General features: G+C 71.4%; 8 protein-coding genes. 7 read left to right on the plus strand and 1 reads right to left on the minus strand.

Going from position 1 to position 11,059, the window contains the following annotated elements:
* Positions 1–110 precede the first annotated feature (110 nt).
* Positions 111–2,270: a RecQ family ATP-dependent DNA helicase gene (locus ACZ6CV_RS19920; protein WP_469252079.1), complete on the plus strand. Its 2,160-nt coding sequence runs from the start codon at positions 111–113 to the stop codon at positions 2,268–2,270.
* A gap of 19 nt (positions 2,271–2,289) precedes the next feature.
* Here the strand turns inward: ACZ6CV_RS19920 and ACZ6CV_RS19925 are convergent, their stop codons facing one another.
* Positions 2,290–3,237 carry a methionyl-tRNA formyltransferase gene (locus tag ACZ6CV_RS19925; RefSeq protein ID WP_469252080.1) on the minus strand — a complete coding sequence of 316 codons (948 nt, stop codon included), beginning with the start codon at positions 3,235–3,237 and terminating at the stop codon, positions 2,290–2,292.
* Between the two features lie 235 nt (positions 3,238–3,472).
* Between ACZ6CV_RS19925 and ACZ6CV_RS19930 the strand changes: the two genes are divergently transcribed.
* The 6 genes from ACZ6CV_RS19930 to ACZ6CV_RS19955 all read left to right on the plus strand — a co-directional run bounded on the left by ACZ6CV_RS19930 (position 3,473) and on the right by ACZ6CV_RS19955 (position 11,005).
* Positions 3,473–4,828, plus strand: a complete 1,356-nt coding sequence (locus tag ACZ6CV_RS19930; RefSeq protein ID WP_469252081.1) for a lysine N(6)-hydroxylase/L-ornithine N(5)-oxygenase family protein — start codon at positions 3,473–3,475, stop codon at positions 4,826–4,828.
* Between the two features lie 65 nt (positions 4,829–4,893).
* Positions 4,894–5,952: a FecCD family ABC transporter permease gene (locus ACZ6CV_RS19935; RefSeq protein ID WP_469252082.1), complete on the plus strand. Its 1,059-nt coding sequence runs from the start codon at positions 4,894–4,896 to the stop codon at positions 5,950–5,952.
* 71 nt (positions 5,953–6,023) lie between these two features.
* A complete protein-coding gene (locus ACZ6CV_RS19940; protein ID WP_469252450.1) occupies positions 6,024–7,085 on the plus strand; it encodes a FecCD family ABC transporter permease in 1,062 nt (353 codons plus the stop codon).
* Between the two features lie 58 nt (positions 7,086–7,143).
* Positions 7,144–7,995, plus strand: coding sequence for an ABC transporter ATP-binding protein (locus ACZ6CV_RS19945; RefSeq protein ID WP_469252083.1), 852 nt, complete (start codon positions 7,144–7,146; stop codon positions 7,993–7,995).
* Between the two features lie 111 nt (positions 7,996–8,106).
* Positions 8,107–9,156: an iron-siderophore ABC transporter substrate-binding protein gene (locus ACZ6CV_RS19950; RefSeq protein WP_469252084.1), complete on the plus strand. Its 1,050-nt coding sequence runs from the start codon at positions 8,107–8,109 to the stop codon at positions 9,154–9,156.
* A 46-nt stretch (positions 9,157–9,202) separates the two neighbouring features.
* Positions 9,203–11,005, plus strand: coding sequence for an ABC transporter ATP-binding protein (locus tag ACZ6CV_RS19955; RefSeq protein WP_469252085.1), 1,803 nt, complete (start codon positions 9,203–9,205; stop codon positions 11,003–11,005).
* Positions 11,006–11,059 lie beyond the last annotated feature (54 nt).

Consider the following 11,059-nt stretch of genomic DNA (forward strand, 5'->3'; position numbering starts at 1 on the left):
GACGCGCCCCTTCCCCTCCTGACGCAGGGAACCGCTGCGGCCCGGCGCCAACCCGCCGCAGACCCGCCGCAGATTCGGCGATTGTCAGTGGCATCGGGTTGCATGGGGGCATGGACAACCTGGAGCTCCGCACCGAAGCCGACGCCATCCTCGCCGAGCTCGTCGGCGATCCGGGCGGTCCGGCCCGGCTCCGCGAGGACCAGTGGCAGGCGGTGGCGGCCCTGGTCGAGGAGCGGCGCCGGGCCCTGGTGGTGCAGCGCACCGGCTGGGGCAAGTCGGCCGTGTACTTCGTCGCCACGGCCCTGCTGCGGCGGCGCGGCGCCGGGCCCACGGTGATCATCTCCCCGCTCCTCGCGCTGATGCGCAACCAGGTCGAGTCGGCCGCCCGCGCCGGCATCCAGGCGCGCACCATCAACTCGGCCAACCCGGAGGAGTGGGAGGCGATCTACGGCGAGGTCGAGCGCGGCGAGACCGACGTCCTGCTCGTCAGCCCGGAGCGGCTCAACTCGGTGGACTTCCGCGACCAGGTGCTGCCCAAGCTCGCCGCCACGACCGGACTCCTCGTCGTGGACGAGGCGCACTGCATCTCCGACTGGGGACACGACTTCCGGCCGGACTACCGGCGGCTGCGGTCGATGCTCACCGAGCTGCCGGCCGGCGTGCCGGTGCTCGCCACCACCGCGACGGCCAACGCGCGCGTGACCGCCGACGTGGCCGAGCAGCTGGGCACCGGCGCGGGCGAGGCGCTGGTGCTGCGCGGCCCGCTGGACCGGGAGAGCCTGCGCCTCGGCGTCGTCGAGCTGCCGGACGCCGCGCACCGGCTGGCCTGGCTCGCCGAACACCTGGACGAGCTGCAGGGTTCCGGCATCATCTACGCATTGACCGTCGCCGCGGCCGAGGAGGCCACCGCTTTCCTGCGCCAGCGCGGTTTCACGGTGGCGTCCTACACGGGCCGCACGGAGAACGCCGACCGGCTGCAGGCCGAGATCGACCTCCAGGAGAACCGGGTCAAGGCGCTGGTCGCCACCTCCGCGCTCGGCATGGGATTCGACAAGCCGGACCTGGGCTTCGTCGTCCACCTCGGGTCGCCGTCCTCGCCGATCGCGTACTACCAGCAGGTGGGCCGTGCGGGCCGCGGGGTGGAGCACGCCGACGTACTGCTGCTGCCGGGCAAGGAGGACGAGGCCATCTGGCGCTACTTCGCCGACACCGCCTTCCCGCCCGAGGAGCAGGTCCGCCAGACCCTGTCGGCGCTCGCCGGCGCGGGGCGGCCGCTGTCCGTACCGGCGCTGGAGGCCCAGGTCGAGCTCCGGCGCACCCGCCTGGAGACCATGCTGAAGGTGCTCGACGTGGACGGAGCGGTCAAGCGGGTCAAGGGCGGCTGGATCTCCACCGGCGAGCCGTGGGTGTACGACGCCGAGCGGTACGCGTGGGTGGCCGGGCAGCGGCGGACCGAACAGCAGGCCATGCGGGACTACGTGAGCACGGACGGGTGCCGGATGGAGTTCCTGCGCCGGCAGCTGGACGACGAGGGGGCGGTGCCCTGCGGCCGCTGCGACAACTGCGCGGGCCCCTGGACCGACGCGTCCGTCTCCACGGAGGCGCTCACCGGGGCGACGAAGGAACTGGACCGCCCCGGAGTGGAGATCGAGCCGCGCCGCATGTGGCCGACCGGCATGGCCGCGCTGGGCGTGGACCTCAAGGGGCGCATCCCGGCCAGGGAGCAGTGCTCCACCGGCCGCGCGCTCGGACGGCTCTCGGACATCGGCTGGGGCAACCGGCTGCGCCCGCTCCTCGCGGAGCACGCGCCGGACGGCCCGGTCCCCGACGACGTGCTGCGGGCCGCGGTGGCGGTCATCGCCGACTGGGCGCGCTCGCCCGGCGGTTGGGCGCCCGGCGTCGCGGACGCCTCGCCCCGCCCGGTGGGTGTCGTCGCCGTGCCCTCGCAGACGCGCCCGCAGCTCGTCGGCTCGCTCGCCGAGGGGATCGCGACCATCGGCCGCCTCCCCCTCCTCGGCACCCTGGCGTACACCGGCCCGGACGGCGCGCACGCGGCGCGCCGCAGCAACTCCGCACAGCGGCTGCGGGCGTTGTCGGACGCGTTCGTGGTCCCGGACGAGCTGGCCGAGGCGCTGGCCGCGACGCCGGGTCCCGTCCTGCTCGTGGACGACCTCACCGACTCCGGCTGGACGCTGGCGGTCGCCGCCCGCCTGGTGCGGCGGGCGGGCGCCGAGCAGGTGCTGCCCCTGGTCCTCGCCGCGGCGGGCTGATCCGCCGGGCGGAGGGGCCTCAGGGGCGGCTGGTCAGGTAGCCGCCCATGGAGGTGAAGTACTCGGCGGCGGGCAGCTCCTGGCCCTCCTCGGTGTGCACGCGCGTGATGGCCAGACCGTGGTTGCGGCCGGTGCGTGCGTCGGCGCCGGCGACGATCACCACGCCCTCGCCCTCGCGGTAGAAGATACGGCCCGGCGTGCCGCCGTACCGGCCCTCGGAGACCACGGCGGAGACGATCTCAAGGCGCTTGCCCTTGTGGAAGCAGAAGGCGCTCGGGTACGGCGCGGACTGCGCGCGGACGAGTCGCTCCAGGTCCTCGGCCGGCCAGGTCCAGTCGACGCGGATGTCCTCGACGGAGCGCTTGTGGAAGAAGGTCGCCTGCGAGCGGTCCTGCTGGGTGAACTCCGTCCGGCCCGCGGCGATGAGGTCGAGCGCGCCGATGGTGACCGGGGCGATGAGGTCGACGGTCTTGTGGAAGAGATCGGTGGCGGTGTCCTTCGGGCCGACGGCGACCGACTCCTGGCGGACGATGTCACCGGCGTCGAGCTCGTCGTCCATCATGTGCGCGGTGACGCCCACTTCGGGCTCGCCGTTGATCAGGGCCCAGATGATGGGGGAGAAGCCGGCGTACTTCGGCAGCAGCGAGTCGTGCACGTTCAGCGTGCCGTGCCGCGGCAGGTTGAAGATGCGTGGCGGAATCCACGTACGCCAGTTGTTGGCGACGATGATGTCCGCGTCGGCCTCCTTGAGGCGCTGGAACAGCTCCTCGTCGTCGGGGCGGTTGCGGATCACCACGGGTACGCCGTGCTCCTCGGCGAGGTCCGCGACGGAGTCGCTCCAGATCTTCTCGTACGCGTGCTCGCTCTTGGGGTGCGTCACGACCAGCACCACGTCGTGCTCGGAGTCCAGGAGGGCTTGCAGGGTGCGGTGCCCCCAGGTCTGGTAACCGAACATGACGACCCGCATGGGGTTCCTCCTCAGAGCAGGGAATAGCCGACGACAAGTAAAGCAAGCCTTACCTTATTAGGCAACGCAGTGGCTTTGTGCCCGAGTTGGAAGGTGACTCCCCTCCAGCGGGTCGACAGCTCAGCCGGATTAGCTTAGGCTCACCTAAGTTCCGGGTGGGCTGCTGTGTCGACGTGCCCACCATCTGTACCTTCCCCACGCCTGACAGGCGGCTTCCCCGCACGATGGGAGTGACATGTCACAGGTTCTTCCTGGCGACGCACCACTGGTCCACGACCTCATTGGCATCGGCTTCGGCCCGTCCAATGTGGCCATGGCGATCGCGCTCAGCGAGCACAACGCAGGCGTCGGCAGGGAGGAGACGGTCACCGCCCACTTCTTCGAGCAGCAGCCGCGCTTCGGCTGGCACCGCGGCATGCTGATCGACGACGCGACCATGCAGGTGTCCTTCCTCAAGGACCTGGTGACCCAGCGGAACCCCACCAGTGAGTTCAGCTTCCTCTGCTACTTGAAGAGCAAGGGGCGCCTGACCGACTTCATCAACCACAAGAACCTCTTCCCGCTGCGCGTGGAGTTCCACGACTACCTGGAGTGGGCCGCGGCCAAGGTCGACGACCAGGTCTCCTACGGCCACGAGGTCGTCGGCGTCACGCCGCACCACCGCGACGGCGTCGTGGAGTACCTCGACGTGACGGTCCGTTCGGCCGAGGGCCTCGCCGTCCACCGCGCGCGCAACCTCGTCGTCGGCACCGGCCTGCGCCCCCTCATGCCGGAGGGCGTGGAGCGCGGCGAGCGCGTCTGGCACAACTCCGACCTGCTGACGAAGGTCGACTCGCTGGAGGGCACCGCGCCCTCCCGCTTCGTCGTCGTGGGCGCCGGACAGAGCGCCGCGGAGAACGTCGCGTACCTGCACCGCCGCTTCCCCGACGCCGAGGTCTGCGCGGTCTTCTCCCGCTACGGCTACAGCCCCGCCGACGACAGCAGCTTCGCCAACCGGATCTTCGACCCCGACGCGGTCGACGAGTACTTCGCCGCTCCCGAGGGCGTCAAGCGCCGGCTGATGGACTACCACGGCAACACCAACTACTCCGTGGTGGACATCGACCTGATCGACGACCTGTACCGGGAGATGTACCGCGAGAAGGTGCTCGGCACCGAGCGGCTGCGCTTCATCAACGTCTCGCGGCTCACCGGCGTCAAGGAGACGGACGACGGCGCCCGCGCCACCGTCACCTCCCTCGTCACGGGGGAGGAGACCTCCCTCGACGCCGACGTCGTGGTCTTCGCCACCGGCTACAGCCCCGCCGACCCGGTCGGCATCCTCGGCGAGGTCGCCGACCGCTGCCTGCGCGACGACGAGGGCCGCGTCCGCGTCGAGCGCGACTACCGCATCGCGACCGACCCCGAACTGCGCTGCGGCATCTACCTGCAGGGCGGTACGGAGCACACGCACGGCATCACGTCGTCGCTGCTGTCCAACATCGCGATACGGGTCGGCGAGATCCTCGACTCGCTGCGCACCCGCACCGCCGGGTTCGCCCCCGACGCGGCCCGCCCGGTGGCCGGCGAGACCGGCAGCGCCGCACGGTAGCCGCGGTCCCGCGTCGGCCCACCGGCCGTGCGTCCCGGTCCGATCAAAGGGATAACGTACGTCGAATGAGCACGACTGCAGTGGAGCGCCCCCTGGCGAGAGGCGCGACGGAGGCCCGCCGGAAGCGGCTTGTGGGGCTCGCGGCGCTCGCCGCGGCCCTGGTGATCGCGGCCGCGCTCTCGCTGGCCGTCGGCGCGCGCTCGCTGAGCCCCACCGAGGTCTGGCACGGGCTGTTCGCGGCGCCGGAGTCGGACCAGCGGCTCACCGAGATCCGGCTCATCGTGCAGACCGTGCGGCTGCCCCGGACGGTGCTCGCGATCGTGGCGGGCATCGCCCTGGGTGTCGGCGGCGCCCTGATCCAGGGGTACACGCGCAACCCCATCGCGGACACCGGTCTGCTGGGGGTGAACGCCGGCGCCTCGTTCGCCGTGGTGTCGGTGGTCGCCGTGTTCGGGCTCTCCAACCCGTTCCAGTACGTGTGGTTCGCGTTCCTCGGTGCCGCGGTCTCCGGGGTCGTCGTGTTCGGTCTCGCCAGCATCGGCCGCGGGGCCGGCAATCCGCTGACGCTCGCGCTCGCCGGGCAGGGGATCACCGTGTTCCTCGCCGCGATGACCACGGCGGTCGCGCTCTCCGACCAGAAGTCGCTGAACGCCCTGCGGTTCTGGAACGCCGGCTCGGTCGCGGGCGTCGGCTTCGACGTCATCTGGCCGGTGACGCTCTTCGTCGGCGTCGGTCTGCTGCTCGCGCTGAGCCGGCTGCCCGCGCTCAACCTGCTCAACCTCGGCGAGGACGTGGCGCGCGGGCTCGGCGTGAACATCGCGCTGAGCCGCACCATCGGCATCCTCGCGATCACCCTGCTCGCCGGCGCGGCCACGGCGGCGTGCGGACCCATCGCCTTCCTCGGTCTGATGGTGGCCCATGTCGCCCGCCATCTGACCGGGCCTGACTACCGCTGGCTCGTCCCGTACGCGGGACTGCTCGGCGCCGTCGTCCTGCTGGTCTGCGACATCGTGGGCCGACTGGTCGTGCGGCCTGGCGAGTTGGAGGCGGGGGTGGTCGTGGCCCTGCTCGGGGCGCCCTTCTTCGCGGTCATGGTGTGGCGAGGAAAGTTCAAGAACGCATGAGCGGGACGGCCCATGAGCGGGACAAGCGCATGAGCGGGACGGACGAGCGCACGGACGGAATGCGGGAGCGGATGAGCGGGACGGACGTGCGGGCCTCGGTGGCGTCGGGCGTACGGCTCGGCCGGATGTCGTTCGTGTGGCGGCCCTGGCTCGTGCTCGTCACGCTGCTCCTCGCGGCCGCCACCTTCCTGGTGTTCTGCCTCTCGATCAGCGTCGGTGACTTCCCCATCGACCTGTCGCGCGTGCTGGCGACGATCGTCGGACGGGGCGAGCAGGTCGACGAGTTCGTCATCATGGACCTGCGGATGCCGCGGGCCCTCGCCGGGCTCGTCGTCGGCGTCGCCCTCGGCGTTTCCGGGGCCATCACGCAGTCGATCGCGCGCAACCCACTGGCCAGCCCGGACATCCTGGGCATCACCGGCGGCGCAGGGGCGGTCGCGGTGTTCTCCGTCACGGTGTCGGGCGGCGCCGCCGCGGCGGCCGTCGACTCCGTGGGCCTGTCGGCGGCGGCGCTCGGCGGCGGTCTCGCCACCGGACTGCTCGTGTACTTCCTGGCCTGGCGGCGCGGGATCGACGGCTTCCGCCTCATCCTCATCGGCATCTCGGTGAGCGCCGTGATGGAGGCGGTCACGACCTGGCTGCTCGTCTCCGCCGACATCAGGGACGTGGCCAGGGCCCAGGCGTGGCTGGTCGGTTCGCTGGACAACCGGTCGTGGGACGAGGTCCGGGTGGCGCTCTGGTGCTCGCTCGCCCTGCTCGTCGTGGTGGCCGCCGCGTCCTTCCAGTTCAAGCCGCTGCACCTGGGGGACGACGTCGCCGCGGGGCTCGGCGTGCGCCACTCCCGGGTGCGGGCGGTCCTGCTGCTGTGCGCGGTGCTGCTGGCCGCGGTGGCGGTGAGCGCGGCGGGACCCGTACCGTTCGTCGCCCTGGTGGCGCCGCAGGTGGCGATGCGGCTCGCGCGCCGCCCGACGCCGCCGCTGGTGGCCTCGGGGCTGGTGGGTGCGCTGCTGCTGATCGGCGCGGACCTCACCGCGCGCGCCGGGCTGCCGGTCAGCCTCCCGGTCGGCGTGGTGACCGCCGCGATCGGCGGCCCTTTCCTCGTCTATCTGTTGGTCCGGGCGAACCTCAAATAGCCGGTACGGCACCGATAGCTGGTACAAAGGTGAGGCAAACCTAATATTAGGGGGGCTTGTGGCCACGCAGTTCATCACCGAGATCGGGTCCGACGCCGTGTCCGGGGCCGAGGGCGCCGCACGCCTCGCGGCCCGGGGCATCTCCGTCGGCTACGGCAGCCGTACGGTCATCGACGACCTGGACGTGGCCATCCCGCCCGGAGTGATCACCACGATCATCGGCCCCAACGGCTGCGGAAAGTCGACCCTGTTGCGCACCCTGACCCGGCTGCTCAAGCCGGCGAAGGGCTCGGTCGTCCTGGACGGCGAGGACATCGACAAGCTCAGGACCCGGGACGTGGCGAAGAAGATGGGCCTGCTGCCGCAGGCGCCGGTCGCCCCCGAGGGGCTCACGGTGGCCGACCTGGTCGCCCGTGGCCGCCACCCGCACCAGAGCTGGCTGCGGCAGTGGTCGTCGGACGACGCGGACGTCGTGGCGCACGCCCTGGCCATGACCGGGGTGTCCGACCTGGCCGACCGCCCCGTCGACTCGCTCTCCGGCGGACAGCGTCAGCGCGTCTGGATCTCCATGACCCTGGCCCAGGGCACCGATCTGCTCCTCCTCGACGAGCCGACCACCTACCTCGACCTCGCGCACGCCATCGACGTCCTCGACCTGGTGGACGACCTGCACGAGTCGGGCAACACCGTCGTGATGGTCCTGCACGACCTCAACCTGGCCACCCGCTACAGCGACAACCTCGTGGTGATGAAGGCGGGTTCGATCCTCGCCCAAGGCCACCCGCGCGAGGTGATCACCGCGGATCTGCTGCACGAGGCCTTCGGACTGCGCGCCCGGGTGGTCGACGACCCGGCGAGCGACCGGCCGTTGATCGTGCCGATCGGTCGTACGCACGTGCAACTCGACTGACCCCGCGAAGGAAAGCACCGGTAAGGCTAGGCTAACCTCACCTGTACGGGTTAAGGTTTGGCTCGCTCTGCATCAGGGCGCAGCGGTCAGCGCGAAAGCAAGGGAATCCGGATGCTCCTCCATCGAACGACGCTCACGAAGCCTTGGCGGCGGCTGGCCGCGGTGCTCGCTGCCACGACGCTCGGCGTCGGCCTCCTCGCCGGATGCGGTTCCGACTCGGAGGACAAGGCGGGCGACACCCCGGCGGCCGCCGGCGGCGGCAACTTCCCGGTCACCGTGGAGCACGCGTTCGGATCCACCAAGATCACCAAGGCGCCCCAGCGGGTCGTCACCGTCGGCTACACCGACGACCAGGCCGCCCTGGCGCTCGGCACCAAGCCGGTCGGCATGGTCGACCAGTACCCGAACCCCTCGGGCAAGTCCCCCGACATCAACACCCAGTGGCCCTGGGTCAAGGACAAGTGGGGCGACACCAAGCCCGAGGTCGTCATGAAGAACGGCGACTCCGGCCCCAACTACGAGAAGATCGCCGCCCTGCGGCCCGACCTGATCATCGCCGTGTACTCGGAGATCGACAAGGCCGGCTACGACAAGCTCTCCAAGATCGCCCCGACCGTGGGCCGCACCAAGGGCGAGAAGGAGCTCTTCAGCGCCCCGTGGCAGGACAACACGGTGCACATCGCCAAGGCGCTGGGCAAGGAGGACGAGGGCAAGAAGCTCGTCAGCGGCATCGAGGACAAGCTCGCCGCGGCCAAGAAGGCGCACCCCGAGTTCGCGGACCAGAAGGCGGTCGCGCTGTCCTGGTACAAGGACTCCATCAACCCGTTCACCTCCAAGGACGTGCGCGGCCGGCTCCTGACCGGCATGGGCTTCACGTACCAGACGAAGATCGACGAGATCGCGGGCGGCAAGTTCTCCACCGAACTCTCGCCCGAGCGCACGGACTTGGTCGACGTGGACCGCGTCGTCGTCATCAACGACAAGGCGGACACGGCGGCGTTGAAGAAGTTCGAGCTGTTCAAGAACCTGAAGGCCGTGAAGAAGGGCCACGTGTCCTACCTCCTGGACAGCGAGGGCCCCGCCGTCGGCGCGGCGATGTCCCAGGGCACCGCGCTCTCCCTGCCGTACGCGATCGACGAGCTCGTCAAGTCGGTCTCCTAGCGATGCCGTTCCACCCGTCCCGTCCCCACCCCGACTTGGCCAGCGTGTGAGCACCATCGAGACATCGACCACCGAGACCCCCGCCGCCCCGGCGACCCTGCGCACGGCGACCGGACGCGAGGCCACCCGGTGGGTCTCGGCCCACTGCCGCGAGGTGCCCTGGCTGTCGGCCGCCACCGTGCTCAGCACGGTGGCGGGGGCCGCGCTCCAAGTGCTCCCGGTCCTCCTGCTCGGCCGGGTGGTCGACGGGGTGGCCGGGGGCGAGTCGCGCTCGGTCCTCACCACGATCGGGGTGCTGATGGGGGCCGCCGCGCTGCTCGGCGCGGTGGCCACCGCCCTGTCGACCTATCTGATCGGCCGGCTTGGCGCGGATCTGCTCGCGCGGCTGCGCGAGGGCGCCGTCCGCGCGGTGCTCGGGATGCCGAGCGCGCGGATAGAGCAGGTCGGCAGGGGCGACGTGCTCTCCCGGGTCGGTGACGACGTGGCCGTGCTGTCCAAGGGCATCCGCACGGCCATCCCCACGGTGTTCTCCGCCGGGGTGCTGGTCTTCATCGCCACCGTCGGCATGTTCGGTCTCGACTGGCGGCTCGGCCTCGCGGGCGCCGGCGCGCTGCCCGCGTACGCGCTGGCCCTGCGCTGGTACCTGCCGCGGTCCGCCCCGCTCTACCGCAAGCAGCGGGTGGCCCAGGCCGACCGCGCGCAGGCGCTGATCAGCGGTCTGGACGGGATCGACACCGTGCGGGCCTACCGCCTGGAGGACGGGGTCCGCGAGAAGGTCACCCAGGAGTCCTGGCGGGTGCGCGACCTCGGGATCGAGGTGTTCCGCTTCTTCGGCCGGTTCGTCGGCCGGGAGAACCGCGCCGAGTTCATCGGGCTCGTCCTGATCCTCGTCGTCGGATACGCCCTGTTGGAGGCGGACGCCGCCACCTTGGGCGAGGTGTCGGCGGCCCCGCTGATGTTCCACCGGCTGTTCACGCCGCTCGGCGCCATCATGTTCACCTTCGACGAGGCGCAGAAGTCGGGTGCGAGCCTGACCCGTCTCGTCGGGGTGCTCGGGGAGTCCGGGCAGGAGCGGCTCGTGGGTGACGCCTCGGTCGAGGCGGCCGGCACCGGGCCCCATCCGGTGACGGTGCGGGGCCTTACGTTCAGCTATCCCGGCACCGACGACCCGGTGCTGCGGGACGTCGACCTGACGATTCCGGCGGGCGGTTCGCTGGCCCTGGTGGGCGCGACGGGTGCGGGCAAGTCCACGCTGGCCGCGCTGATCGCGGGCATCGGGACGCCGCAGAGCGGGTCGGTGCGGGTCGGTGCGCAGGACCTCGGTGAGCTGGACGAGGCGGGGGCGCGGGCCCTGGTGAGCATTCTGACGCAGGAGACGCATGTGTTCTCCGGCCCGCTCGCCGAGGACCTGAGGCTCGCCGCGCCGACGGCGACCGACGCCGAACTGATGGACGCGTTGCGCACGGTCGGCGCCGCCGACTGGGTCGACGCGCTGCCCGAGGGTCTGGACACCCTGGTCGGCGAGGGCGGCGAGCGCCTCGACGTCACCAAGGTCGCCCACATCGCCCTGGCCCGCCTGGTGTTGAGCCGCACCCCGGTGGTCGTGCTCGACGAGTCGACCGCCGAGGCGGGCAGTGAGGGCGCCGCGGAGCTGGAGCGTGCCGTCCTGGCCGCGTGCGCGGGCCGGACCACGCTGTTCGTGGCGCACCGGCTGACGCAGGCGATGGCGGCGGACCGGATCGCCGTGCTTGACGCGGGCCGGGTGGTGGAGCAGGGCACCCACGACGAGTTGGTGGCCCTGGGCGGCCGGTACGCGCGTCTGTGGCGGGCCTGGCGAGAGGGTAGTTAGGCAACCCTTATTTAGGTTAGCCTAACTGCGATGACCTGGAAGGGACGCTGTCTT

The sequence above is a fragment of the Streptomyces sp. NPDC041713 genome (genome assembly GCF_055591085.1).